The sequence below is a fragment of the Cedecea sp. FDAARGOS_727 genome, assembly GCF_012273235.1.
Lineage (GTDB): Bacteria > Pseudomonadota > Gammaproteobacteria > Enterobacterales > Enterobacteriaceae > Cedecea > Cedecea davisae.
Genome location: NZ_CP050966.1, coordinates 4538550 through 4564366 on the forward strand (window position 1 = coordinate 4538550; position 25817 = coordinate 4564366).

At 54.3% G+C, this 25817-nt stretch carries 24 protein-coding genes; 12 read left to right on the plus strand and 12 right to left on the minus strand.

The genetic code is table 11. The features are described 5' to 3' along the window. Positions 1–21: 21 nt before the first annotated feature. Positions 22–615, minus strand: a complete 594-nt coding sequence (gene tehB, locus FOC35_RS21230) for a tellurite resistance methyltransferase TehB (RefSeq protein WP_172570131.1) — start codon at positions 613–615, stop codon at positions 22–24. Further along, complete coding sequence (tehA, locus tag FOC35_RS21235; protein ID WP_172570132.1) at positions 612–1604, minus strand: dicarboxylate transporter/tellurite-resistance protein TehA; 993 nt, start codon at positions 1602–1604, stop codon at positions 612–614. The genes tehB and tehA overlap by 4 nt, the downstream gene beginning before the upstream one ends. A 113-nt stretch (positions 1605–1717) precedes the next feature. On the opposite strand from tehA, the gene ydcK reads away from it, so the two are divergent. Beyond that, positions 1718–2644, plus strand: coding sequence for a YdcK family protein (gene ydcK / locus FOC35_RS21240; protein ID WP_172570133.1), 927 nt, complete (start codon positions 1718–1720; stop codon positions 2642–2644). Here the strand turns inward: ydcK and rimL are convergent, their stop codons facing one another. After that, positions 2645–3199 carry a 50S ribosomal protein L7/L12-serine acetyltransferase gene (gene rimL / locus FOC35_RS21245; protein ID WP_016536188.1) on the minus strand — a complete coding sequence of 185 codons (555 nt, stop codon included), beginning with the start codon at positions 3197–3199 and terminating at the stop codon, positions 2645–2647. A 270-nt stretch (positions 3200–3469) separates the two neighbouring features. Here rimL and FOC35_RS21250 point away from each other — a divergent pair, with 270 nt between their 5' ends. Continuing rightward, positions 3470–3745, plus strand: a complete 276-nt coding sequence (locus FOC35_RS21250; protein ID WP_172570134.1) for a type II toxin-antitoxin system HicA family toxin — start codon at positions 3470–3472, stop codon at positions 3743–3745. After that, positions 3742–4104 carry a type II toxin-antitoxin system HicB family antitoxin gene (locus tag FOC35_RS21255; RefSeq protein WP_016536185.1) on the plus strand — a complete coding sequence of 121 codons (363 nt, stop codon included), beginning with the start codon at positions 3742–3744 and terminating at the stop codon, positions 4102–4104. The genes FOC35_RS21250 and FOC35_RS21255 overlap by 4 nt, the downstream gene beginning before the upstream one ends. Positions 4105–4142: 38 nt before the next feature. Here FOC35_RS21255 and FOC35_RS21260 read toward each other — a convergent pair whose 3' ends face one another. The 3 genes from FOC35_RS21260 to FOC35_RS21270 form a co-directional block, all read right to left on the minus strand. Next, entirely contained in the window at positions 4143–5798 is a 1656-nt protein-coding gene (locus FOC35_RS21260; protein WP_016536184.1) for a glucan biosynthesis protein D, read from the minus strand. 270 nt (positions 5799–6068) lie between these two features. Further along, the gene (locus FOC35_RS21265) at positions 6069–6845 is read right to left on the minus strand and encodes a transporter substrate-binding domain-containing protein (protein ID WP_172570135.1); all 777 of its coding nucleotides are present in this window, start codon (positions 6843–6845) and stop codon (positions 6069–6071) included. A gap of 11 nt (positions 6846–6856) precedes the next feature. Further along, on the minus strand, positions 6857–8026 hold the full coding sequence (locus FOC35_RS21270; protein WP_172570136.1) for a pyridoxal phosphate-dependent aminotransferase: 1170 nt from the start codon (positions 8024–8026) through the stop codon (positions 6857–6859). Positions 8027–8144: 118 nt separating this feature from the next. On the opposite strand from FOC35_RS21270, the gene FOC35_RS21275 reads away from it, so the two are divergent. Then, positions 8145–8996: a LysR family transcriptional regulator gene (locus tag FOC35_RS21275; protein ID WP_172570137.1), complete on the plus strand. Its 852-nt coding sequence runs from the start codon at positions 8145–8147 to the stop codon at positions 8994–8996. On the opposite strand, the gene FOC35_RS21280 is transcribed toward FOC35_RS21275, so the two are convergent. Together FOC35_RS21280 and FOC35_RS21285 are read right to left on the minus strand one after the other, a co-directional pair. Beyond that, the gene (locus tag FOC35_RS21280) at positions 8983–10485 is read right to left on the minus strand and encodes a carboxylesterase/lipase family protein (protein WP_172570138.1); all 1503 of its coding nucleotides are present in this window, start codon (positions 10483–10485) and stop codon (positions 8983–8985) included. The two genes, FOC35_RS21275 and FOC35_RS21280, sit on opposite strands and share 14 nt — an antisense overlap. Positions 10486–10526: 41 nt before the next feature. Further along, positions 10527–11870 carry a VOC family protein gene (locus FOC35_RS21285; RefSeq protein WP_172570139.1) on the minus strand — a complete coding sequence of 448 codons (1344 nt, stop codon included), beginning with the start codon at positions 11868–11870 and terminating at the stop codon, positions 10527–10529. A gap of 379 nt (positions 11871–12249) precedes the next feature. Between FOC35_RS21285 and FOC35_RS21290 the strand changes: the two genes are divergently transcribed. Next, positions 12250–13173 (plus strand): LysR substrate-binding domain-containing protein, encoded by a 924-nt coding sequence (locus FOC35_RS21290; RefSeq protein WP_216845772.1) that lies wholly within the window; start codon positions 12250–12252, stop codon positions 13171–13173. A 24-nt stretch (positions 13174–13197) separates the two neighbouring features. Here the strand turns inward: FOC35_RS21290 and smrA are convergent, their stop codons facing one another. Continuing rightward, positions 13198–13761 carry a DNA endonuclease SmrA gene (smrA, locus tag FOC35_RS21295; RefSeq protein ID WP_039898163.1) on the minus strand — a complete coding sequence of 188 codons (564 nt, stop codon included), beginning with the start codon at positions 13759–13761 and terminating at the stop codon, positions 13198–13200. A 379-nt stretch (positions 13762–14140) separates the two neighbouring features. Here smrA and ogt point away from each other — a divergent pair, with 379 nt between their 5' ends. From ogt to uspE, 3 genes are all read left to right on the plus strand, one after another. Next, positions 14141–14656, plus strand: coding sequence for a methylated-DNA--[protein]-cysteine S-methyltransferase (ogt, locus tag FOC35_RS21300; RefSeq protein ID WP_039898162.1), 516 nt, complete (start codon positions 14141–14143; stop codon positions 14654–14656). 197 nt (positions 14657–14853) lie between these two features. After that, a complete protein-coding gene (gene fnr / locus FOC35_RS21305) occupies positions 14854–15606 on the plus strand; it encodes a fumarate/nitrate reduction transcriptional regulator Fnr (RefSeq protein WP_147293938.1) in 753 nt (250 codons plus the stop codon). 134 nt (positions 15607–15740) lie between these two features. Continuing rightward, positions 15741–16691, plus strand: coding sequence for a universal stress protein UspE (gene uspE, locus FOC35_RS21310; protein ID WP_016536173.1), 951 nt, complete (start codon positions 15741–15743; stop codon positions 16689–16691). 57 nt (positions 16692–16748) lie between these two features. Here the strand turns inward: uspE and FOC35_RS21315 are convergent, their stop codons facing one another. Next, entirely contained in the window at positions 16749–17663 is a 915-nt protein-coding gene (locus tag FOC35_RS21315) for a LysR family transcriptional regulator (protein WP_172570140.1), read from the minus strand. Positions 17664–17892: 229 nt separating this feature from the next. Between FOC35_RS21315 and FOC35_RS21320 the strand changes: the two genes are divergently transcribed. Beyond that, positions 17893–18828 carry a DMT family transporter gene (locus FOC35_RS21320; RefSeq protein ID WP_172570141.1) on the plus strand — a complete coding sequence of 312 codons (936 nt, stop codon included), beginning with the start codon at positions 17893–17895 and terminating at the stop codon, positions 18826–18828. On the opposite strand, the gene pntB is transcribed toward FOC35_RS21320, so the two are convergent. Continuing rightward, on the minus strand, positions 18820–20208 hold the full coding sequence (gene pntB / locus FOC35_RS21325; protein WP_016536171.1) for a Re/Si-specific NAD(P)(+) transhydrogenase subunit beta: 1389 nt from the start codon (positions 20206–20208) through the stop codon (positions 18820–18822). The genes FOC35_RS21320 and pntB overlap by 9 nt on opposite strands. Before the next feature lie 10 nt (positions 20209–20218). Further along, on the minus strand, positions 20219–21745 hold the full coding sequence (gene pntA / locus FOC35_RS21330) for a Re/Si-specific NAD(P)(+) transhydrogenase subunit alpha (protein ID WP_172570425.1): 1527 nt from the start codon (positions 21743–21745) through the stop codon (positions 20219–20221). A 774-nt stretch (positions 21746–22519) separates the two neighbouring features. On the opposite strand from pntA, the gene ydgH reads away from it, so the two are divergent. The 3 genes from ydgH to folM all read left to right on the plus strand — a co-directional run bounded on the left by ydgH (position 22520) and on the right by folM (position 25789). Further along, on the plus strand, positions 22520–23464 hold the full coding sequence (gene ydgH / locus FOC35_RS21335; RefSeq protein ID WP_016536167.1) for a DUF1471 family protein YdgH: 945 nt from the start codon (positions 22520–22522) through the stop codon (positions 23462–23464). A gap of 187 nt (positions 23465–23651) precedes the next feature. After that, entirely contained in the window at positions 23652–25034 is a 1383-nt protein-coding gene (locus tag FOC35_RS21340) for an amino acid permease (RefSeq protein WP_039898155.1), read from the plus strand. Next, positions 25016–25789: a dihydromonapterin reductase gene (gene folM / locus FOC35_RS21345; RefSeq protein WP_254065400.1), complete on the plus strand. Its 774-nt coding sequence runs from the start codon at positions 25016–25018 to the stop codon at positions 25787–25789. Before FOC35_RS21340 ends, folM begins: the two co-directional genes overlap by 19 nt. Positions 25790–25817: the final 28 nt, after the last annotated feature.

Genomic DNA, 25817 nt, shown 5'->3' on the forward strand with positions numbered 1-25817 from the left:
AGCGAGGGAGAGGATTAACCTTTATCCCTTCCGCGCCAGCATAGTGGCAAAACGCAGCTTAATACGGTTACCGTTCTCATCGGTCTTATGCAACTGACCCACATCCTCGTTGTACTTAACAAGCACCCAGCCTTCGTAGTAATTACGCAGCTCGCCCTCTTTAAATGCAAACGGGAAGCCGACGGTACAAGGGAAGTCTTCAGTATCCATTGCCGCCACAATCAGGTTGTATCCGCCCGGCTTCGTGCAGCGCTGCATATTGGCGATCAGCCCCGGAATAGTAGAGCGCTCAAGGAACATCATCACCACGGTGGAGAGAATAAAGTCGTACTCGCCGTCAAAGGTCAGCTCATTGAGATTCACTTCCGCGGTAACGATGTTGCTCAGCCCTTCCGTCTCGATAATCCGGTTCAGGTTGGCAATGCTCATCGGGTTTTTATCCCACGCGGTGACGTCGAACCCTTTCTGGTTCAGGTACAGGCTGTTGCGCCCGCCGCCGCAGCCAAGATCCAGCGCTTTACCGGGCGGTACGATAGTCGCGGCATTAACAACATCGGAGTGTGTTGCGGTTAAACCATATTTTTCGCTGTAGTAGCTTTCAGACTTCACGGTCATAACAGATCCTTTTTCTCAGGCAGTGCGGAGCGCAAAATCAGCTTTCCCTGCATCAGCAGGATAAAGGTGCGCGCCAGCAGCAGGCCGATAATCACATTAGTAAAAATAAAAAGCGGAATAGCAATGATGCGGAACAGGCCGTCGGTGCTGCCGTGGCTCAGGTGCAGCGCGGTAGTTGCCAGCGCCGAGATGCCGAACGAGAAGCTCCAGAAGGACGCATTGAACGGCTGCGCCATATACCAGGGCATTAATCGCAGCATAAAGAGCAGTTGCAGCAGGCCGTAGCCGAATAGCATTTTGGCGAAGAAGTCGGTGACGCCGCCGTTAACCGCAAGATAAGCGCTACAGGCCACCAGGGCCGGAGCCAGCTGAATACCGAGAGAAGTCCGAACCGGCGCAGGTAGCTCACCCGCGCTGCGCATGCGGTGCAAAATTGCTGGCTCCAGGCTAAGCCAGGAAAAGACGCCCGCGCCAAGAAACATAATGCCGAGGTCGTGGTAACCCAGCGCCCCGCTTGCCATCGCGCTGATAAAGTTATTGGCAACCGTGGGTAAATAAAGCCCCGGCGTGGTGGCGTCCTGCGGGTGAGAGCCACGCCATAACCCGGCGGACTGCCAGGCCGCATAACAAAGCTGCACCGCGGCCCCGAAACCAAACAGCGCTACAGCAAGTGGACGAAAATACGGCGTAATGCCGATCGCCACCAGCATAGTGGTAGCAGGAAACAGGCTGACAAAACTGCTCATCAACGGGTGATAGATTTCTGCCTTTATGCTCTGAGGATGACGCACCAGACGGGTGATAAACGCGGCGGCAAGCAGCAGCCAGATAACGCTGGCGAGAGCTACCAGCGCTTCGCCGACGGCCGACGGCACCGGCAAGATGGTGGCGGCATAACGCCAGGCAAAGCCCATCCCGATAATACCCAGCACCAAGCCGAAGTAACCTGCGGGCAGATTGATAAAGCTGGCGGAAGAAGATTTATTCATTCTGTTTATTTTTTAAAATGTATTTTAAATGCATTTTATTCGATCCCCCGGCAGAACGCTACGCCGATGATTTTCCTGCTACGTTTATCATCAGGCAACGGCGAGAAACTGCGATGAAAAAATACCGGCTTACCGAGGACTCACGGCTTCATGATTATCAGCCTGGGGGGGAAAACCAGCAAGTCCGGCTCTGGCAAATCGAGGCGCTTCGCGACTTTGCCGATGTGCGTGCCGGGCAAAGCGGCGGCTGGGTGGAAAGTGAGGGAAATCTCAGCCAGGCGGGTGACTGCTGGCTGGATGAGAATGCCAAAATATGGGGCGGCGCAAGCGTTGAGGATAATGCCCTCGTTACGGGCGAGTCAGAGATTTGCCAGGGAGCGAGAATTAGCGGCAACGCGCGGATTGAGCACTCGCAAATCAGCGGCGAGTGCCACATTTTCGACCACGCCCGCGTGCAAAACCGCTGTCAGATTATTGCCGTACTCGGGCTAACGGAAGACCCTGAGCTACGGCTACAGATCTACGGCCATGCCACGCTCGGCGCCTCTCGCGTGGTTCATCAGGCACAAATTTATGGCCATGCACGGGTCAATAACGCGTTTATTGAGCACCGGGCAGAGGTTTATGACCGTGCCATCATTGAAGGCAACGAGGAAAATAACGTCTGGATCTGCGACTGCGCCAAAGTGTTCGGCAGCGCCAGAATAGTTGCCGGCTTCGGCGACAGCCAAATTCCCACCATTCGCTATTCCTCGCAGGTTTATGATAATGCCGTTATCGAAGGTGACTGCGTGCTGAAGCATCGTGTGCGCGTTTTTGGCGATGCGATACTGACTGGCGGCCCTATCCAACTGGATGACAATGTGCACATTTATGGCGAGGCCCGATTAACGGGCAATGTGCTGATTGAGAACAACGTGCAGATTTATGACCGCGCCGCCGTGGAAGGCTGCGGCCACGAGCTTATCCATATCCGCGGCATTAAGGATATCAACGGCGAGCAGCTTATTACCCGCTCACCTTTTTACGGTGTGTTCTGATTAGTCGACGATGCGTCCGTAAATATTCTGGTCGTGGAACTCGCCGTTCAGATATTCGGCCTGCCTCAGGCAGCCTTCAAGGGTGAATCCATTGCGCGTTGCGACGCTATTGCTGGCAATATTCGTGACGATGCATTTAATCACAAAGCGCCGCACCGTTCCCTCTGCGGAATATTTACCGATAACCGCTTCCAGCGCCGCAGAAACAATACCTTTCCCCTGCATATCTTCACTTAACCAATAACCGATGTAGGCCGTTTTGTCGGTCGGCACTATCTGGTTAAACGAAAATACGCCTACCAGCTCATCGCGATAGAGGATCATAAACATCTTCGCGTAACCGCGATGATGCAGCATAAGGTTGCTCTGAACGGTTTTGCGCGTATCTTCAGTGGTTGTGACAAACTGCGGCCAGTTCATCGCCTTTTGCAGCCAGTTTTTGTTACGTTGGATCAGTGAAAATAGCGGCTCAACGTACTTATCGCTAACCGAATGCAGCGCTATTTGACCGTCTACCTCGATGATTTCATCCCGCCATTCTTCATTATTTTCCACACTCAGGCTCCGGCGTTATTAAACAGGTGGCGCTTATCTTATGTCACTTTTCCCGGAAATTGCATCCGCTGCGACAGCCTCACCAAATGGTGATGCATAAAAATTCACTATGGATAATTCATCAATCAATAAGTGTCTTGAATAACCGCCCTCCTGCCCGGCCTGACTTTTATCAAAATCTGGAAAACATTGCGCAAAGTGACTTCAGAAATTGACGTCAAAATCCTGTATGATATGATGACATCATAATTTGAAGTCACGGAAGGATTCATGGGATATGGCAAGGACTACCTCAGAAAAAAACATCATCAGACGCTGATTCAAATTTTTGCCCGCCCGGTACCTTCAGGCATTAAATGGCAGGATATTGAAATGCTGGTTCTGGCATCAGGCGGTGAAGTAAGCCAGGGCAGCGGCTCCCGGGTGCGCTTTCTGCTCAACGGCAGCATCGCGCATTTTCACCGACCCCACCCCTCGCCTGATACCGACAAGGGTGCGATTAATAACATAAAAGAATGGTTTGAGAGCATTGGAGTAACGCCATGACCACAGCACAAGCACTGCCTAACATTATGATTATCAACGGCCAGCCAGCGCTAATCGCCTGGATACCCGAAATCAATCTGTTCCGTGGCAAATTTCTCGGGCTGACGGGCTATTGCGACTTTGTGGCTGACAGCGCGCCGGGGCTACAGCGGGAAGGCGAAAAGTCGCTGCAGCTGTATATCGAGGACTGCCGGGAAAGCGGCATTGAACCTTTTGAGAAAGAGGAAAAAGTGAAAACCTTTACGCTTCGCTACCCTGAATCATTAGGCGAGCGCCTCGCGCTGGCTGCGGCAGAACAGCGTATGTCTCTTAACAGCTACATTATTGACGCCCTGGCAAAACAGCTAAAAGCTCGTTAAAAAAAGCCCCGCTGCTTTTACACGGCGGGGCTGGATGATTAACGCATTTCGCGGTCGTCGACGTATTTACGCTTGTCCGGCGGCGGCGGGAAATACTGATAAAGCCAGGTTTCACTGATGGCTTTACCCTGGCAACGCAGGAACATGCGCATCTCAACCGGGTCGGTGGAGTCGTTGGTCGGATACCAGTCAAACAGAATGCGGTAACCGTCAAACGGCTCGACGTAGAGGATCTCAACCTGCTTCGCTTCGCCGTTGGAGAGCGTAATGACCGGCTCAATGCCCTTCGGCGCGGCGGCCTTCAGGTCACCGCCTACAAAGTCGATGGCAAAGCGGCGCGACCATTTTTCCGGGAAGTGCTCGCCCGGCGCCCAGCCTTCCGGGAAGCTGCCCATGCCGGTGCGAGTGGCGTAAACGCGCGCCAGCGGCGTAGTAACCGGCGGCAGACCGCTCCAGTAGAGGCGGTATTTGAAATCGAACTCATCCCCGGCTTTCACCGGCTTTTCCGGCTGCCAGAAGCAGACGATGTTATCCAGCGTTTCGCCGGTGGTCGGGATTTCCATCAGGCCGACGGTGCCTTTGCCCCACTTATTGCGCGGCTCCACCCACAGGCTCGGGCGCTTGTTGTACCAGCCCATGATGTCCTGGTAGCTGGCAAAATCGTGATCCAGCTGCAACAGGCCAAAGCCCTTCGGGTTCTCATCCATAAACGCGTTGAATTGCAGCTTTTGCGGGTTATTCAGCGGGCGGCAAATCCACTCGCCGTTGCCGCGCCACATGGCCAGGCGGTCGGAGTCATGAATTTGCGGATGAATGGTGTCGCAGGTGCGGCGTTCATTGGTTCCGCAGGCGAACATGCTGGTCATCGGCGCGATGCCCAATTGCTTGATGTCTTTGCGGGCAAACAGGTGGTTATCCACATCCATCACTACGCGCTCGGACTCGCAGCTGATGGTGAACTTATACGCGCCGGTGACGCTCGGGCTGTCCAGGAGGGCATAAACCACGAAAGTAGTGTCGGAAGCTTTAGGCGTTTCGAACCAGAACGAGGTGAAGTCCGGGAACTCTTCCGGCGTATCGGTAAAGGTGTCAACGGCCAGGCCACGCGCGGAAAGGCCATACTGATATGTGCTGTCCACGGCGCGGAAGTAACTGGCGCCGAGGAATGAAACGACGTCACGGCGGGCAAGTTCTGGCGCTTTAAACACTTTTAAGCCGGCAAAACCGAGATCGGTCTGGCCTTCAAGCTGCCTGGTATCGACGCCCGCGTCGTTGTAGTTAAACAGCTCCGGGCGGAAGTGGATTTCGCGAGCCTGGTGGGTTGCGGAGTCCAGGGAAAACATTCTGACGCGGCGACGGAATCCCATACCAACGTGGAAGAACTGCACGTCGAGCTGGCGATTGTCGATATTGTTCCACAGGGAATGATCGGCATCGTACTGGATGCTGTTGTAGGCCTGAGGCGTCAGGTTGGCAAGGGTATTTGGCAGCGGTCGGGGTGCTCCACCCCAGGGTTTCTTCGACAGGTCATGGGCCATTCCCTGTAATACCGCAAAGTCGAACGCGGTGGAGTGGCCGTCCGCAATGCCGGACTCGGCTGCGAAGGCGCTTCGGGAGAACAGCGTGGCAAGGGTCGGCGTGCCGCAGGCAGCGGCGAGAGCCATAGAGGCCTGGATAAAACGTCTGCGATTCATGCCTGAGAAATCGTCCTTATGTGTCGATGTGTTTCGTCCCGCCCGGCGGGCAGAACAGCGGCAAGAGACTGCTACCTGTACGACCGCACACTCTAGACAAAATTCACAATGAATCCAATGGGCGGCGAAGCTTTCCGGGGATTGAACGAAGGTTTTTTTTATGGAAACCAGATATAGCCGAAAATTTTGCAATTCTCCGGCAAGAAAAGGCGGCACGCGAGGAGATATCGCCCCCGAGCTGCACGCTTATCGGGGCGATATCTGACGGGGTTATTTCACGCTAACGTCGATACCGGGGAAGAATTTCTGCGCCAGCTTCGTTACGGTGCCGTCGGATTTAACTTTGTCGATGGCCGCATCCAGTTCTTTTTTAGTGACGGCGTCACCTTTACGCAAACCAAAACCGATCCCGCTCCCGAGAATGGTGTCGTCGCTCACCGGCTTGCCGATAAAGCCAAAGCCTTTGCCCTGCGGCGTACTCAGGAACCCGGCCTGACCGGCGGCGGACATCACCAGCGAGGCGTCGATACGGCCATTCAGCAGGTCGGCCCAGGCCATATTCTGGTCTTTGTACGACACGACGCTAACGCCCTGCTTTTCCCAGTGCTCTTTCGCGTAGGTTTCCTGAATCGAGCCTTGCAGAACGCCGATAGTTTTGCCTTTCAGCCCCTCCGCCGTGGCTTGCAGGCCACTGCCTTCTTTGCCCACCAGCTGGGAAGGAATCCGGTAGATTGGCTGGGTGAAATCAATGCTTTTCTGGCGCTGGGCGGTAATGTTCATCGCCGAGTTGATGGCGTCGAATTTCTTCGCCGCAAGCCCCGGGATCAGTGCGTCAAACGAGGTTTCAACCCAGGTGCATTTGAGGCGGGCTGCCTGGCAAATCGCTTTCCCCAGTTCAATATCAAAGCCTTCCAGCTCGCCCGCGCTGTTGCGGCTTTCAAACGGCGGGTATTCGGCTTCGAGGCCATAACGCAGCTCGCCGGCCGCCAGCGCAGAAAACGAAGAGCACAGCCCAATAAGCAAACTAAGCGCATAAATTTTTTTCATCATGACCCCTTTCAGCGTGGCTTAACCCGGCACAGCGCCTGCGCGCCCGCCCGTAATGTGGCTTCATCTTTGGCAAATGACAGTCTGATAATTTTGTTATCGGTACCGTCGGTATAAAACGCAGAGAGCGGGATGGTTGCCACTCCGTATTCGGTAATCAAACGCTTCACCATTTCGCTGTCGGACTCGTCGCTGAAGTGGCCAAAATGAGCCAGCAGGAAGAAGGATCCGGCGCTCGGCAGCAGCTCAAATGGCGACTCCGCCAGCAGAGACTGCATTAAATCACGCTTGCGCTGGTAAAGGCTCGCCAGCGAGAGATAAGTTTGCGGATCGCTCATGTAATCAGCAAAAGCGTGCTGCATTGGCGTATCGGCTGAAAACATCAGGAACTGATGCACCTTGCAAATCTCATCCATCAACGCGGCGGGCGCCAGGCAGTACCCCACGCGCCAGCCGGTAACATGGAAGGTTTTGCCAAACGATGAAACGATAACGCTACGCTCGGCAAGCTGCGGGTGCGTGGCCATGCCGTGATGCTTTTGTCCGTCAAACACGATGTGCTCGTACACTTCGTCAGACAGGACAACGATATCCGTATTACGGGTCAGCGCCGCCAGCATTTCGAGATCATGAGCGCTGAACACCTGCCCGCTTGGGTTATGGGGCGTGTTGACAATAATCATGCGGGTACGCGGCGTTATGGCGGCGCCCACTTCATCCCAGTTAATGGTGAAGTCAGGCAGGCTGAGCTTAAGGGCAACCGGCGTTGCGCCCTGGAGCCGAACAATCGGCGCGTAGCTGTCAAAAGAGGGTTCGAAGTAGATAACTTCGTCGCCGGGGTGTACCAGTCCGCCGATAGCGGAATACAGTCCTTCGCTGGCGCTGGCGGTAACCAGCACTTCATCCGCCGGATCGTAGGTTGAGCCGTAAAGCGCCGCGACTTTTTCAGCAATAAGATTTTTCAGCGACGCAAGTCCGGTCATGGACGCGTACTGGTTATGCCCCTCCTGCATTGCCCTGGTGACTCCGGCAATAAGCTGCGGGTCGCAGGGGAAGTTGGGCGCGCCCTGAGAAAGGTTGATCGCCTTATGTTGGGCGGAAAGCTGACCGATAACCGTAAATATGGTGGTTCCTACATCCGGCAGTTTTGAACGATGTTGCACCGGGGTTTGCATGGCCATAGCCGCTCCTGAACAATATGCGATTTGCATAACTATTCAATCCGGATGCGATTGCCACGACAATCGAATTGTTGTCATAATAGCCATGCAAAAAATGCATAGCTCAACGGAGAGCATCATGACGCGGCGCAATTTTCCCCTGAATACTCTGGACGCTTTTCTCGTCACCGCCAGGCACCTGAACCTGACCAGGGCCGCGAAGGAACTTTGCCTCACCCAGGGCGCCGTCAGCCGCAAAATTGCCGCCCTCGAACAGTGGCTTGGCTTTGCGCTTTTTGAACGCCACGCGCGCGGGCTGCGCCTTACGCCACAGGGCAGCGCCCTGCTCCCGGAATTACAAAGCGCGTTCAATAATCTGCTGGACGTAGCCGACCGCGCCTGCCACAAGCCAGAAATTATTCGTCTTAAAGCGCCAACCTGCGCGATGCGCTGGCTGGTGCCAAAGCTGATTCAGCTTGAACAACGCATGCCGGAGCTACAGGTTGCGCTGACCACGACCGTTGAGCACGGCGTGAACTTCAAAAATGAGCCGTTTGACGCGGCAATTGTTTTTGGGCAGTCGGCGAAAACCGGCACGCTGTTGTTCGAGGAGGCGCTGACGCCGGTTGTAAGCCAGAGCCTGCTGCCAAAAGAAGATAGCGGCTGGGAAAGACTGACATTTTTGCATCCAACGCGGGACCGCACCGACTGGTCGCTCTGGCAGACAGGGTTTTCTGCGCCCTGGCGGGCAATGAGTAAAAATCAGCATTTTGACACTATGGATCTCGCCATCAGCGCCGCTATTCAGGGGTTTGGGATCGCCATCGCCGATGAAACGCTGGTGGCAGAAGATATTCGTACCGGGCGGCTGATCAGGCCGTTTGATCGCAGTGTAAAAACCGGTGCGGGCTACCGTCTGGCGGTTAAACCCGGCAGCGAGCACGCCGCCGGGCTTGAAGCATTTTGCCATGAGTTGCTCAGTCAAGGCTGACGTGATGCTTCATGACCCGCTTAAACAGCTGCATTCTCATGCGCATAAAGCGGTTTTCCACTTTGAACCGCACCCGCGAGTGAACGCCTAACCGCATCGTTCGGTCCTTGCCGCGAACGCAGGCAGGCCAGCTTAGCGGGCCCGGTATCGCTTTACTGTGGGGACCGGCGCTGCGGGCAAAACGGGTCCAGTAGTCACAAATTTGCCCGGCAAACGTGAGATCGTTTTGGTTGACGTATTCACTTGCGGGTGGCGTCAGACTTAACGTGTCAAAAACATACGGCACTTCGTTGCCGTGCCAGGTGCCGTTGGCATAGGTTTTACGTTCCGCCTCCGCCACATAATCAAAATAGTAGCGCCAGCAGGGCTGATTGACCCGCTGCTGGGCCTGCATCACAACAAAACCCAGCGTGGTAAAAGCCATATCGCGGCACACCTGTCGCCCGAGTTCGGCGTCCCCTTTCACTCCGGGATACAGCAGTTTGATAAGCCCCAGTCCGAAACGCCGCTCCCGGCGCAGCAGTTCGACCTGCCCGGCAGGATCGATGCCGAAGTAGCTCAGCACGCTTGCCTCGTCGCTGTTGCTCCCGACCATCAAGGGCATGCGATGCTGACGCCCGGCGAAGAATATATCCAGCATCGGCTCAGGCAGCACGACGTCGCCGGAGATTGGCGTTGGACCAATGTTAAGCGGCCCTTCAAGCGCCCACAGCCCATCCGCAGGCAGAGCACGGAGTTCATCCGCAGTGGCATTTTGCAGCCCGTAATGACCGGCCAGCGCTACGCCACGTTTCAGGGCTTTCTTCCTGTCGACATCCGGCAACGTGTAGGCGCTTTGTATAATGCCCTTGTGGAAAAGGTTTTTCGCCAGCGGCGAAGCCAGCAGCGAAAGCACGCTACGCGCCCCGGCAGACTCGCCAAACAGCGTAACATTCCCCGCGTCGCCGCCGAAAGCAGCGATATTTTCCTGCACCCATTTCAGGGCAGCAATTTGGTCTAAAAGCGCGAAATTATGGACCGGGCCGTCGGGATTTTCTTCATCCAGCGCCGGGTGGGCGAAAAAGCCGAGATGGCCAAGACGGTAATTCACCGTCACCAGGACTACATCCCGCGAGGCAAAGGCTGCTCCATCGTAGGGCGGCAGCGAGCCTGCGCCGATGGTGTAGCCCCCACCGTGCAGCCAGACCATGACCGGCAGCGGCTCCGCATCCCGCCGGGCCGGGGTCCAGATATTGAGATACAGGCAATCTTCAGAAAACTGGCCGGGATCGCCGCCGCCAACCGCTTTGCAGTATTCAAGGCTTTGCCAGCATGCAGGCGAAAATGTATCCGCCTGGCGGATACCCTGCCAGTGCGCCGGGGGACGAGGCGCTCGCCAGCGCAGTTCATCCACCGGCGGAGCGGCAAAGGGGATGCCGCGATAGACCGCAACTTTCCCCTGAAGAACGCCGCTCAGTCTCCCCTGAGCAACGCTAACAACTTGTTCCATCTGCTGTTCCTTGTTACTGACACTCCAGCAGGGTAGCGCGTTTACAGCAAACCGCAACGGCGTTTACTGCGATCCTCGGCCTGCTGATAGAGGGCGAACTCGTCTGCAACCTCTGCGCCAAGGGCCTGTTCAAACTCGCTGCGGCTGGAATGGCCGTGCTGCCGTTGCCCGCCGTCGCTGCCGAGGTTTGACTGGAAAATACCCGCCGCGCTGACCGGGAGGAAATCTTCATAAATAACCGGCTGCGCCATCAGCCAGCCGCGTTCTATAAGCAGCTGCGGATCGTCGCCTGGCTTGATTGACTGGCGGTGCATTTCGCCAACGGGCGTCAAACGGTAGCGGAAATAGGCCAGCCCCTGGCGGCGCAGCAGCGCGTCGCTGTCCGGGAAACGGCTGAACACTTCGTGTAAATGCCGCTGGTGGCTGAGATTATCCGTGCCGTTACCCGCCGCCAGCAGCAGTTCGTCGTACAGCGCCCGGCCTTTCGGCGTCAGCGCTACGCCGCGCTGTTCTATTTCGCCGAAACGGGCGGTATGCGTTCCGTGGTGTTCACCGGCGAACAAAATAGGCTCTTCCAGCGCTTTGAAGCTGGTCTGGCGCAGTAAAATCGGGCGCTCGCGGCGCGGCGGCCCTTCGATAATGGCTTTTGGGGTAATTCCGCGCTCCGGCATCAGCGACTGCACGCGGTCGATATCGAGCGTGCGCGGGGTCAAATGGTTAATGTGGCAGCCACGGAAGCAGACTACATCGGCGATCAGCCGGTGCTCATCATGCAACGCGCGGTAGGTTTCGGCGTCAACCGTTGCGTGCTGATGCCAGCGGAATGTTTCCAGCGCCTCGGCCACAAACTCATCGGCCTGCGCTTCGCTAAAACCGCCTTGTTGCTCATAGAGATCCAACATTTCGCGACAGCGCGGGGTAAAAATATCCCGCTTCGCCAGAATGGCAGCGGCTCGGGTTCTGAGTTCGGGGTTATCAATCAACTCAAGGCGCAGCAGCGAGGTAAAAACGCGAAACGGGTTACGGGCCAGCGCCTGGTCATCCACCGGGCGAAACGCGGTTGAATGCACCGGCACGCCCGCCTGCGAGAGATCGTAATAGCCGACAGGGTGCATCCCCATCACCTGAAAAACTCGCCTGAGGATGGCCAGCTCTTCCGCTTTCCCCACCCGAATCGCGCCGTGGCGTTCCACGTTGAGCCTTGCCAGCTCGTCGGCATTTTCCAGTTGCTGATGCAGTTCCGGGTCGTTTTCCAGCACCGCGAGATTCACATCGGCCACAAGTTCTAACAAAGTGCCGTACTGCGGCACTTCTTGCTGGTACATCGCCGACATAGCTTGCGAAAATTTGTCCCGAATCTCATCGGCCGTGATGGTGTTCGCCATGATGTCATGCCTCCAGTGGATATTGCTGAAAGCGTAGAGCCTGGCGAGTCGGCCAGGTGGAAGAATTTCCGTTTTGTGATCTGCTTTGCAGCGCCTAAAAAGTAATTTGTTTCAGCGTATTACATAACATCGTGTTATGAGAAATCGCCGCCCGGCAGATTCTAAATTAACAATAAATTAACTAAAACAGGCGAGGCTAAATTCTGCTGGCGATGCCGCTTTTCGGCACTATCTGGTTATCCTGCTGAGCAAAAATTCTTCTGATATAAATCGCTTATGTTGCTACCCATGGCTAAATGTTAATGATATTTTGCAATCAGGTTATCAAAATCAAGCAACGAAGCTTGTCAGCACAACCGGTCTGTTTTTAACATCGCCTATGGAAAAAAATGCTCTTTTCAGTCAGCGCATTCGCCTGCGCCATTTGCATACTTTCGTAGCCGTCGCCCAGCAGGGAACCCTGGGTCGCGCGGCTGAAACCCTTAACCTTAGCCAGCCAGCGCTCTCCAAAACCCTTAATGAACTGGAGCAGTTGACCGGCACCCGTCTGTTCGAACGTGGCCGCCTCGGCGCGCAATTAACCCTGACGGGCGAGCAGTTTTTGACCCATGCGGTTAAAGTTCTCGACGCCCTGAATCATGCCGGGCAGTCGTTTAACCGCAAAGACGAAAACGGCCCGGATGTGGTGAGAATTGGCGCTTTGCCAACCGCCGCCCTGGGCATTTTGCCGACGGTAATTGGCGAGTTTCATAAGCAACAAAGCGACGTGACGCTTCAGGTTGGCACCATGAATAACACCATGCTGCTGGCGGGGCTTAAGTCCGGTGAACTGGATTTGGGCATCGGGAGGATGTCTGACCCGGAGCTGATGACCGGGCTAAATTATGAGCTACTATTCCTTGAGTCGCTGAAGCTGGTGGTGCGCCCTAATCACCCTCTGCTGCATGAAAACATTACCCTGAGCCGGGTGATGGAGTGGCCCGCCGTCGTTTCGCCGCAGGGAACGGTGCCGCGTGATAACGCCGAATCGCTGCTGGCGGCCCAGGGCTGCAAGCTGCCTTCGACCTGCATCGAGACTCTTTCTGCCTCGCTTTCGCGTCAGCTTACCGTGGACTACAACTACGTCTGGTTTGTGCCGTCCGGCGCGGTGAAGGATGATTTGCGCCAGGGCACGCTGACCGCGCTGCCGGTCGCCATTTCGGGCGCAGGCGAGCCTATCGGCATTCTCACCCGGGTGGACAGGCCGCTTTCAACCGCCGCACAAATCTTGCTTTCTTCGATTCGGAAATCTATGCCGGGTTAAAAACAACGAAGCGCAGCCGTTTTTTCAGCGGCTGCGCTTGGCGTGTTTTTCCCAGGTTTCGAGTTTGGCCTGCTCGGACTTTTTCAGCGCCACATAGCAGGCACCGCTCCCGCCGTGGTGCGGCATCGCCACGCAAAAAGCCTGAACTTCGTCGAATTCCACCAGCCAGCGGGCGAGAAAACTGCGCACTACATTGGGGTGAGATTTATCTTCGCGCCCTTTGCCATGAACAATCAGCAGATTACGCAGGCCGTCCTGCTTCGCCTGCATAATGTAAGCGAACAGCAGCTGGCGGCAGCGTTCCACCGGCTGGCGCAGCAGGTTCAGGCTCGCCTGCTGGCTGTATTTTCCCTGGCGCAGCTTGTCCAGCACGCCGTTCTGCAGCCCTTCCCGTTTATACTCAAGCTGCGTACCCAGCGGCACGATTTCCAAAAAATCTGTAGTCAGGAAGTTATCCAGCTGGAGCAGATCCGGCTTAGCGACGATGTGCTCTTTTTGAGGCTTGATCCACTGGCTGTCCGCGCAGTTTTTCAGCGGCTTGACATCCTCCATGGCGTCAAGAAAAAGCGATTTGTCGTCAAGGTTCACGGTCAATCCTCCTGCATTATCTGCGGCTACTATAACCTCGCACTTGCCCTGGCTCAACGGGTCTGCCGGGCGCAAAGCCACCGGTTCGGCAGTTCATTATTTGGAAACTCAGATTCCGCAACCGCAAATAATCGCTTTGCCTGCTCGTTAACAAAACGTGAAATAAATAACAGACTCACGAATAAATAATAATTCCGCCATCAGGCCTGCCTGAGCAGCATTTTATTTATCTCATCTATGAATAAATCTACCCGCAGGCGAGCCCGGTTATTATGCTAATCCTTTTGGGGTCTGGTTGCCTTCCGGCAGCGCGTGCTATCTTTTGCTTCGGATAATTGGCCCGGGCATTCGCCCTCGCCTGCGTGAAACGGAGCAAGCTGTGCTGACGATACTGGAAGATAAAATTGACACCCCGGTGGGTCCACTATGGATTTTATGCGACGAGCAATTCAATCTGCGAGCCGTGGAGTGGGAAGAGCATAGCTCCCGCATGGAGCAGTTGCTGAATATTCATTATGGCACCCGGGGATTTCAGCGTATTGGCAGCGTTAACCCCAACGGGCTGAGCGACAAGCTGCGTGACTATTTTGAAGGCGATTTGGCGGTAATAGACGCGCTGCCGACGGCAACCGCAGGCACCGATTTTCAGCGCCAGGTCTGGCAGGCGCTGCGCGATATTCCGTGCGGAAAAGTGATGCATTACGGAGAGCTTGCCGAACAGCTAGGCCGCGCCGGTGCTGCAAGAGCGGTTGGCGCCGCCAATGGCTCCAACCCGGTAAGTATCGTCGTGCCCTGCCATCGCGTTATCGGCCGCAACGGCACAATGACCGGGTATGCGGGCGGCGTTGCGCGTAAAGAATGGCTTTTGCGACATGAAGGTTATTTATTGCTGTAAGCAAATAGTGCCAAAAGTGCGGCTATTTTTTCCAGAATAAGGACGCCGTTCTTTAACGTTTCAACAAATTCAAAGAGATGGCGAGTTATTTTTTGCCGCCATCCTCTATGATCATCCGAATAGCGTTCTGCCAGACTTACTCTACCGGCAAAAAGATGTTAAAATTGACCAATATCAATTACGGTCAGAGCATATCTATGATCCCTGAAAAGCGTATTATTCGACGAATTCAGTCTGGCGGCTGCGCTATCCATTGCCAGGATTGCAGCATTAGCCAATTATGCATCCCCTTCACGCTTAATGAGCATGAACTCGATCAGCTCGATAATATCATCGAGCGTAAAAAACCGATTCAAAAGGGACAAACCCTGTTTAAAGCGGGTGATGAACTGAAATCGCTATACGCTATTCGCTCAGGCACCATAAAAAGCTACACCATTACCGAACAGGGCGATGAGCAGATCACCGGCTTCCATCTGGCGGGCGACCTGGTCGGCTTTGACGCCATCGGCACCGGCCATCATCCGAGCTTTGCTCAGGCGCTGGAAACCTCAATGGTTTGTGAAATCCCGTTTGAGACGCTTGATGACCTGTCCGGCAAGATGCCGAGCCTGCGCCAGCAGATGATGCGCCTGATGAGCGGCGAGATCAAAGGCGACCAGGACATGATCCTGCTGTTGTCCAAGAAGAATGCTGAAGAGCGCCTGGCGGCGTTCATTTATAACCTGTCCCGTCGCTTCGCCCAGCGTGGTTTCTCTCCGCGTGAGTTCCGCCTGACCATGACACGCGGTGATATCGGTAACTATCTCGGTCTGACGGTTGAAACCATCAGCCGCCTGCTGGGTCGCTTCCAGAAAAGCGGCATGCTGGCGGTGAAGGGCAAATACATCACCATCGAGAATATCGACCTGCTCTCTGATTTAGCGGGCCAGTCGCGCAGCGTCGCGTGATAACCGCCCTCCTTTGCCGGATCGCCTTTTCTCTGTTTTATTGATCCGGCAAAGGCTGCCCACCTGTTTCATTCCCTGCTTATGGGTTAATCTTACTTTACAGACTGTGGTTAAGCAGTTGTAAGGAGACCTGTATGGCAAACTACCAAAACATGCTAGTCGCGATTGACCCCAACCAGGACGATCAACCTGCCCTGCGGCGTGCTGTTTATTTGCATCAACGGATTGGCGGCAGAATCAAAGCCTTCCTGCCCATCTATGACTTTTCCTACGAAATGACCACGCTTCTGTCACCTGACGAACGTACGGCGATGCGCAAAGGCGTTATCAGCCAGCGCACAGCCTGGATCAAACAGCAGGCCCAGTACTACATCGAAGCCGGTATTCCTATTGATATCAAAGTGGTGTGGCATAACCGCCCGTTTGAAGCCATCATCCAGGAAGTGATCGCCGGCGGCCACGACCTGATGCTAAAAATGGCGCACCAGCACGATAAGCTGGAAGCGGTTATCTTTACGCCTACCGACTGGCATTTGCTGCGCAAATGTCCTTGCCCGGTGTGGATGGTTAAAGATCAGCCCTGGCCGGAAGGCGGTAAGGCGCTGGTGGCGGTTAACCTCGCCAGCGAAGAGCTGTACCACAATGCGCTGAACGAAAAGCTGGTTAAAGAGACCCTGAAACTTGCCGACGATGTTAACCACACCGAAGTGCATTTGATTGGCGCCTACCCGGTGACCCCAATCAATATTGCGATTGAACTCCCCGACTTTGATCCCAGCGTGTATAACGATGCGATTCGCGGCCAGCACCTCGTTGCGATGAAGGCGCTGCGTCAGAAATACGCCATTGATGAAAAAATGACCCACGTCGAGAAAGGGCTGCCCGAGGAAGTGATTCCTGATATGGCGGAACATCTCCAGGCGGGGATTGTTGTTCTGGGCACGGTTGGGCGAACAGGCCTGTCGGCGGCATTTCTTGGCAACACCGCCGAGCAGGTTATCGACCATCTTCGCTGTGATCTACTTGTGATAAAACCGGACGATTACCAGACGCCGGTCGAGCTGGATGACCCCGAAGACGACTAGCTGAAGCCTCTGAAGTAATGCAGCCCGCCACCAATCTGGCGGGCTTTTTATTGGCCTTCAGGCGTTATCATCAAGGCGGATAATCGCCCCTCGCAAATAATCGAGTACCGCTCTGTCGGCCTCAACCATCACCCCGCCTTGCGGCATCACCGCCCCGACATCCATAAATGTCACGCTGTCTTCAATGGTTTTGCGCATAACGCGTAATCCCTCAAGAGACCACGGGCGATAGACCAGGTCCGAAAGAATAGTCACCCCTTTAGCTTTTGCTACCAGGCTACGGACAGCCTCAAACGAGGTTGTAGTAAAGCTTATGTTTGGCTGCCCTCCCCGGCTGGCCCAATGTTCACCTATTACATCGGGGTATTTGTCCGTATCCAGCATGATAAAGGGTATGTTTTCAAGATCGCTAAGTTTCACCGAGGCCTTACTGAGCAGTGAATGGCCCTGAGCAACCCACAGCCGCCGCTGAGAGCGGATAAAAGTTTCGATTTTAAAGCCTGAGTCATGACTGATGTTAGAGGTTAATACCAGCGCAAACGCCAGCTTGTTATCCCGCAAATTTTTGATTAGCTCAGCAGGATCTCCCTCAACAAACTGGATCGCCATCAGCGGGAAATGCTGCTCCACTTCGCTAATAATCGAGGGCAACAAATAGGCAGATAGCGTCTTAGCAATACCGATTACAATTTGGCCACCAGCCAGTTCGGGCTGGTAGTGTAAATCTTCAATCGCGTGGAGGCTGTCATTAATTATCTTGCGCGCGTGAAGTAAAAAGCGCTCGCCGGCTGGGGTAAGCTGCACGCCCTTCGGCTGGCGCAGAAACAGCTGGCTGTGAAGAGCCTCCTCCAGGTTACGCATGGCAACCGTCATAGATGACTGTGAAATATGGCATCGGGTAGCCGCTTTGGAAATCTGTTTCTCCTGTGCTAATACGATGAAAAATTCAAGTTGCCGCAGAGTAAAATTCATAGATAAAAACGATACCTTTAAATAAAAAGGATGAATTAGCTTTGTCGCACCGATAGCTTTACTATTTTTCCGTCAATGCTGAACCAGCTGGCCGTAAATCACCGACAACCGCTCTTGTTGCTCGCCTTACTGGCCCCCTGGATCGGCCATTATGCGCACATGATATATAGATAAAAACGATATCTATTGCAAACAGCCGCGTCCGTTCTTCTCGACTGGAAAAGAAACTATGCCATATTTATTACTTAGCCTTGCCGCCCTGTTCTGGGGAGGCAACTATGTTGTTGGCCATCTGCTTGTGGCCCAGGTGGACCCAATATTGCTTTCAGAAACACGATGGTTGCTCACCGCAGCATTGCTGATGGGGCTTTATTACCCTCAGGTGAAAAAACAATGGGCAGAAATGCTGAAAGCAAAAGGGATAGTCTTTTTTCTGGCGTTATGTGGCCAGGTACTGTTTCCCGTGACGCTCTACATCGGCTTGCAATACACTTCCTCCCTGAACGCGGCTATCTATTTATCTACTACGCCCGCGCTGGTACTACTGATCAACAAGCTGCTATTCAAAGAGACCATCACCAGGCGCAACGTGGCTGGAGTATTACTGAGCTCGCTGGGGGTGATTTATCTGGTCTTACAGGGCGACCTGCTGCATCTCGATACGCTGGAGAACCTGAATCGAGGAGATGTCTGGACGATGGGTTCGGCGGCGAGCTGGGCAATTTATTGCGCATTTTTACGCCTTAAACCGGCAACAATCGGCGGGAATCCATTTGTGGCCGTTAGTGCCACACTGGGCGCTCTGATACTGCTGCCACTGCTGTTTGTTAACCTGGCCTGGCAACCACACCTGCCAGACTTCCCCCTGAACGGAGCATTTTTACTCGGACTGGCTTACCTGGTGATTTTCCCGTCGTGGCTTTCTTATTTACTGTGGAATAAGGGCATCCTGGCCATCGGCGCTACCCGAGGGGAAATTTATTCCCATCTGATCCCACTGAGTGGAGGAGTCTTAAGCATTCTGTTTCTTGACCTTCCTGTGCAGAGTTTCCATCTGGTTAGTGCCCTATTTATTGCCTTCGGGATAGTGCTCTGTTCTGTTCAGACAAAAAAAAGCCGCCCCTTTGGGCGGCCTCGTGAACAGCGTAGTGCAAACTCAGAGTGATTTGAGAATCGCCTCAACGCTTGCTTTAGCATCGCCAAACAGCATCTGCGTGTTCTCTTTAAAGAACAGCGGGTTCTGCACGCCAGCGTAGCCGGTGTTCATCGAACGTTTGAACACGATGACATTCTGAGCCTTCCACACTTCCAGCACCGGCATACCGGCAATTGGGCTGCGTGGATCTTCCTGAGCCGCCGGGTTGACGGTATCGTTAGCCCCGATAACCAGCACGGTGTCTGTGTCGGCAAAATCGTCGTTGATTTCGTCCATCTCCAGTACCACATCGTACGGCACGCGGGCCTCTGCCAGCAGCACGTTCATATGGCCCGGCAGGCGCCCCGCAACCGGGTGAATGCCGAAGCGCACTTTGATGCCGCGAGCGCGCAGTTTCTCTGTTATCTCAGCAACCGGGTACTGTGCCTGAGCAACAGCCATACCGTACCCCGGGGTGATGATGACCGAAGTGGAGTTTTTCAGCATTTCAGCGGTTTCTTCGGCGCTGACTTCACGGTGTTCGCCCGCCTCTTCCGTTTCACCGGTTGAGGAGCCATCCGTTCCGAAACCACCGGCAATCACGCTGACAAACGAGCGGTTCATCGCCTTACACATAATGTACGACAGGATGGCACCGGAAGAACCCACCAGCGCTCCGGTGACGATCAGCAGGTCGTTGCTGAGCATAAAGCCCGCCGCCGCCGCCGCCCAGCCGGAGTAGGAGTTCAGCATAGAAACCACTACCGGCATATCCGCACCGCCGATGGAGGCAACCAGATGCCAGCCGAACGCCAGCGCAATAAGGGTCATCAGCAGCAGGGCTAATACCTGCAGGCCCACGCTTTCGGTACGCACAAACACGATCAGCAGCGCAAAGGAAACCACCAGCGCAGCGAGATTCAGCTTATGACGGTTAGGCAGCGTCAGCGGTTTAGACGAAATCTTGCCGCACAACTTACCAAACGCCACGATAGACCCGGTAAAGGTCACCGCCCCGATGAAGATCCCAAGGAATACCTCCGTCAGGTGGATATTCTCCAGGATTGGCTCGAGGCCCGGCGCATGATCGAGGTAGCTGTTAAAACCAACCAGCACCGCGGCCAGACCGACAAAGCTGTGCAGCACCGCCACCAGCTCCGGCATCTCGGTCATCTCGACTTTCTTCGCCAGGCGAATACCGATTGCCCCGCCGATAACCATGGCGATGATGATCCACACCACGTTGCCGGTTTCCGGGCCGAAAATCGTCGCCACCAGGGCAATTGCCATCCCCGCGATCCCAAACAGGTTGCCCTGTTTTGAGGTCTCGTGTTTGGACAAGCCCGCCAGGCTGAAAATAAACAGGATCGCGGCAACAATGTATGCAGCTGTAACTAATCCTCCAGACATTTGTTACCCCTTAGTTCTTCCGGAACATTTTCAGCATGCGCTGAGTGACGGTGAATCCACCAAAAATATTGATACTGGCTATCAGCACAGCAATAAAGCTCAGCACGCTGACCCAGCCGCCGTGGCCGATTTGTAATAATGCGCCTACGACGATTATCCCGGAGATGGCGTTAGTGACCGACATCAAAGGGGTATGCAGCGCGTGCGAAACATTCCAGACCACGTAGTAGCCCACCACGCAGGCCAGTGCGAACACGGTAAAGTGGCCGAGGAATTCTTTTGGCGCCACGCTTGCGAACCAGCCAAACAGAATAATCGCCAGCGCGATCAGGCCGTATTTAAACCATGGTGAAGTTGGTTTTTTCTCTTCAACAGGCTCGATTTTTGCCTTTGCCGCCTGCGGCTGGGCAGAAACCTGAATCGGCGGAGCGGGCCAGGTGACTTCACCTTCGCGGATAACCGTCACGCCGCGTACCACAACGTCTTCGAAATCAACGGTAATATTGCCGTCTTTCTCTTTGCACAGCAGCTTCATCAGGTTAACGAGGTTAGTGCCGTACAGCTGGGAAGACTGAGTCGGCAGGCGCCCCGGCAAATCGGTATAGCCTATGACCTTCACGCCGTTAGGCGTAATGGTAACCTGATTCGCCACGGTGTATTCGCAGTTGCCGCCATTTTGCGCAGCAAGATCGACAATCACGCTGCCCGGTTGCATAGAGTCAACCATTTCGCGGGTGATAAGCTTCGGTGCAGGTTTACCCGGGATCAGGGCGGTAGTGACGATGATATCGACTTCTTTCGCCTGGGCCGCAAACAGCGCCATCTCTGCCTTAATAAAGGCTTCGGACATCACCTTCGCGTAGCCGTCACCGCTGCCCGCTTCTTCTTTGAAGTCCAGCTCGAGGAACTCCGCGCCCATACTCTGAACCTGCTCTTTAACCTCAGGGCGAGTATCAAACGCACGAACAATGGCACCAAGGCTATTCGCCGCCCCGATGGCCGCCAGGCCAGCAACACCCGCACCGATAACCATGACTTTGGCCGGAGGCACTTTACCGGCAGCGGTAATCTGGCCGGTAAAGAAGCGGCCAAACTCATGTGCGGCTTCAACAATTGCACGGTAGCCAGCAATGTTCGCCATAGAGCTAAGTGCATCCAGAGACTGGGCGCGCGAAATACGCGGCACGGAGTCCATCGCCATCACGGTAATATTGCGTGCGGCCAGTTTCTCAAGCAGCTCCGGATTTTGCGCAGGCCAGATAAAACTCACCAGCGTAGAGCCTTCGCGCGCCAGTTCGATTTCGTTTTCCAGCGGCGCGTTCACTTTTAAAATTACGTCCGACTGCCAGACATCCGCGCTATCAGTGATGCTTGCGCCAACACGCTCATAAGCTTCGTCGTCAAAACTTGCCAGTTTTCCCGCATCACTCTCAATGGCGACCGTAAACCCCAGTTTTAGCAGTTGCTCAACCGTTTTCGGCGTGGCTGCTACTCGGGATTCATTGGTCAACCGCTCTTTTGGTACGCCAATACGCATAATATTCCCTTCCACCTGTTTTTGATGATGGTTTGCCAGACATTGCCGTGGCCAGACGCAAACATCCGCCCGCGCGCCGCCGGCAGATATCTTCTCCACGCTCACTTCAACAAAAATTAGATCTGTAACAAACTTTTTATAACCTACTGAAAATAACGACTGTGATCTACATCTGCATCCTGGTATTTGTATTTTTATCGCAAAAATTTAGTGCTGCGGCACCCAGGCAGTCGTTTTTACCGCTATTTAACCCTCAGAGCCTGATAATACGCTTAATAGAAGCCCGTCCACATGATTCTTACTCACAGCAAAACCAGCAATTAACAATAAATTAACCAAGCAAGTCATAATCTTTAGCAGAATTGAAGCTTCGAAGGCTATTTTTTCAACTTATCTTTTTTCTCCAGCAGCAATATAATCCTGGATCGCCGCCGCAAGCAGTCGAATCGCCTCAACGGCCAGTGCTCGCAGTCCCGGTAACTGTAGTACAGCATGCGAACCCGCTGCCATTCCTTGCCCCATTACCATTACAGCCGGATTTACTTTTTGCTTTTGCTGGTGATAACCGCAATCAAACTCCTGTGGGATGGCATCGCCGGTTATATGGGCTGAGAAACAGAAACTCCATGCCGGATTTAGACTTTAGCGGCACTTATCGCCAAGCAAACGGTTGTAGATTAGCCTTAATTTCAGTGCCATAATCGGCCGTTAACCTGTCATTATCAGAGAACGCAGTATCAGCACTCATTTTGCGCAAGGCGAAGGATTATTTTTATGAATCTCAAGAACACCCTTCTGGCGTCAGCTCTTATTTCTGTTACTTCGCTGTCCGCTCAGGCTGCGACAGAACTGACGCCTGAACAAGCATCTGCTCTTAAACCCTACGATCGTATCACCGTCACCGGGCGCTTTAACGCCATCGGCGATGCTGTGTCTGCTGTTTCTCACCGTGCGGATGAAATTGGCGCGGCCTCTTTCTATGTACTGGACAGCAATTTCATCGGGGAAAGCGGCAATGCTCGTGTAATAGCGGATGTGTATAAAGCCGACGCACCAAAAGCAGATGCGATCAAAAACCGCGTAATTAACGGCATTGTGGAACTGCCGAAAGAGCAGGCCTTTAAGCTTGAGCCTTTCGATACCGTGACCGTTCAGGGTTTCTACCGCAGCCAGCCTGAAGTGAATGATGCGATAACGAAAGCCGCACGCAACAAAGGTGCCGCCTCATTCTTCATCGTGCGCCAGGTTGATGCTAACCAAGGCGGAAACCAGCGCGTTACCGCATTCATTTACAAAGCCGATGCTAAACAGCGTGTGGTTCAGAGCCCGGACCTGCTGCCGGCTAACTCTGAAGCAGGTAAAGCGGCATTAGCGGCCGGTGGCGCGGCGGCGAAACAGGTTGAAATCCCGGGTATCGCCTCTTCCGAAGCGCCGTCCAGCGACGTGGGCCGTTTCTTCGAGACTCAAAGCTCTAAAGGTGGCCGTTACACCGTAACTTTACCGGACGGAACTAAGATCGAAGAAGTGAATAAAATCACCGCAGCCCAAATGGTGCCGTTTGATAATATTCAGTTCACAGGGAACTACGGCAACATGACCGAGATCTCCTACCAGGTCGCCAAACGCGCGGCTAAAAAAGGGGCCAAGTTCTACCACATTACCCGCCAGTGGCAGGAGCGTGGTAATAACATCACCATTAGCGCAGACCTGTATAAATAAGGTGCGTTAAAAAACCTCAGGGCGGCGAAAGCTGCCCTTTTTTTTGCCATTCAGTTCATTTTATGGCTCAGCTCATTGCAAGCAGTGTTCACACTCCGTAGAATCCCGCGCCTTAGCGTGATCCTCCATTTATATGCGTAAAAGCATAATAATTATGCTGGATCCCTTAACTCTTTACAGGACCTCTATGGAAAAGAAACTCGGCCTCGCGGCGCTAACCGCTCTGGTATTAAGCTCTATGCTCGGCGCGGGAGTATTCAGCCTGCCGCAGAATATGGCCGCTGTCGCTAGCCCTGCGGCCCTGCTTATTGGCTGGGCAATCACCGGCGTAGGGATCCTGCTGCTGGCGCTGGCGATGCTGGTACTGACGCGTCTGCGCCCCGATCTCGATGGCGGCATATTTACTTATGCGCGCGAAGGGTTCGGCGAGCTCATTGGATTTTGCTCGGCCTGGGGCTACTGGCTGTGCGCCGTTATCGCCAACGTTTCCTACCTGGTTATCGTCTTTTCCGCTCTCAGTTTCTTTACCGACACGCCCGAGATTCGGCTGTTCGGCGACGGGAACACCTGGCAGTCTATCGTAGGCGCTTCGATACTATTGTGGATGGTGCACTGGCTGGTGCTGCGCGGCGTACAGACCGCAGCCAGCATCAATCTTGTAGCCACGCTAGCAAAACTCTTGCCGCTGGGTATGTTTGTGGTTCTGGCCTTTATGGCGTTCAAACTCCCGACATTCACCCTCGATTTCACCGGCCTCAAGCTCGGCGTGCCCGTATGGGAGCAGGTGAAAAATACTATGCTCATCACCCTGTGGGTATTTATCGGCGTTGAGGGCGCGGTGGTTGTTTCGGCTCGTGCGAGAAATAAAAAAGATGTTGGTCGCGCAACGCTGTTGGCAGTAGTCTCCGCTCTGGTCGTTTACCTGCTGGTCACTCTACTTTCGCTTGGCGTAGTGGCCCGCCCGGAGCTGGCGGCAATGCGCAATCCGTCGATGGCTGGCCTGATGGTTGAAATGATGGGGCCGTGGGGCGAGATTATTATTGCCGCCGGGCTTATTGTTTCCGTATGCGGCGCTTATCTGAGCTGGACAATCATGGCAGCGGAAGTCCCGCTGCTGGCGGCTACCCATAAAGCCTTTCCGAAGATGTTCGCCCGTCAGAATAAAAACAACGCTCCGTCGGCATCGCTGTGGCTGACTAATATTAGCGTGCAGGTCTGTCTGGTATTAATTTGGCTTACCGGCTCGGACTACAACACCCTGCTGACCATCGCCTCGGAAATGATTCTGGTGCCCTATTTCCTGGTAGGCGCATACCTGCTGAAAGTCGCCAGTCGCCCTCTGCACAAGGCAATTGGCGTGGGTGCCTGCGTTTATGGCCTGTGGTTGCTTTATGCATCAGGCCCGATGCATTTACTGCTTTCAGTGGTACTTTATGCTCCAGGGCTGCTGGTGTTTATGTATGCCCGCAGTACCCACATGCACGAAAAATCGCTTAACCTAAAAGAGCGAACCGTTATTTGCCTGATGCTGCTGGCAGCATTCCCGGCAACATGGATGCTGGTGGGCTAGAAGCATTACTCCCCCGGCAGATACATTCTAAGGGGAGAATTGCTATTAACCGTCCTATTCTGATAACCGGCGCCGGGAAACGTATTGGCCTGGCGCTGGCTCAACAGTTTATTGCAAAGGGGCAGCCGCTGATTATCAGCTATCGCACCCGGCACTCCTCAATCGACACCCTCGAACATGCTGGCGTAACCTGCCTGCATGCGGATTTTTCTGGCACTGAAGGGATACTCCGATTTGCGGAGCAGGTGAAAGCGTTGACTCCTTCATTACGTGCAATAATCCACAATGCCAGCGAATGGCAGCCGGAAAGTCGCCACACGCCGCTAAGTGAAACGTTTAATGCGATGATGCAAATCCACGTTGCGACGCCCTATTTGCTCAACCACGAATTAGAAGCGTTGTTGCGCGGCCACGGCCAGGGCGGCAGCGATATTATTCACATCACCGATTATGTCGCAGAGCGTGGGAGCGACAAGCATATCGCTTATGCCGCCAGCAAAGCCGCACTTGAAAACATGACGCTCTCTTTCGCGCTCAAACTTGCGCCTGAGGTTAAGGTTAACGCCATCGCCCCTGCCCTGATTATGTTTAATGAAAGTGATGATGCGGAGTATCGCCAACGCGCGTTAAATAAATCGTTGATGAAAATCGCGCCGGGTGAACAGGAGGTCGTTAACCTGGTGGAATATCTGTTAGCCAGCCGCTACGTTACCGGGCGCAGTCATGCGGTCGACGGCGGGCGCCACCTGCGCTAAAACTGTTTACCAACCATTAATGGTGTAA